This is a genomic window from Wohlfahrtiimonas larvae, from assembly GCF_002006755.1.
GTDB classification, from domain to species: Bacteria; Pseudomonadota; Gammaproteobacteria; order Cardiobacteriales; family Wohlfahrtiimonadaceae; genus Wohlfahrtiimonas; species Wohlfahrtiimonas larvae.
Window position 1 is genome coordinate 1 of the sequence record NZ_MVDO01000137.1, and the last position, 508, is coordinate 508.

The following is a 508-nucleotide window of genomic DNA, read 5'->3' on the forward strand; positions in this document are numbered from 1 at the left end:
TCTTTCATAAAACGAGATCATAATTATACTAATGAGATTATTAAAGTAGTTTCTACAATGGCACAATACAATCCTGATACAAATATCTATATAATTGGCGTATATACAAGACCCAATTATAATATTTATGCATGTTTATCAGAACAGGAGCTTTCAAGATTTGCGGAAACATGTGATGAATTTATTCCTGCCAACCCGCCAAAGATCAATCAAACGCTCAAACAAATAGCAGAACAATATGAAAATCTACATTATATTGATTCTGACATGGGTTTATGCGATCAAAAGGGCTGCCGTATGTTAATCAATAATGAACCTACTTTTAGTGATGATAATCACTTATCAACTTATGGTGCAGATCTTGTTGGATCATATATTTTCCAAGAGGTGAATAAAATAGAATCCAACCGTAACAACAATCTAGATTTAAACGAAGGATAAATTTATGCAGTTTCGTACAGATATTAATGGATTACGCGCCTATGCAGTCATAGCAATTATGATATTC

At 32.1% G+C, this 508-nt stretch carries 1 protein-coding gene; it reads left to right on the forward strand.

The features are described from left to right. Positions 1-441, forward strand: a 441-nt coding sequence (locus BZK14_RS07895; RefSeq protein ID WP_216350018.1) for an SGNH hydrolase domain-containing protein, incomplete at its 5' end; no start/stop codon positions are given. Positions 442-508 lie beyond the last annotated feature (67 nt).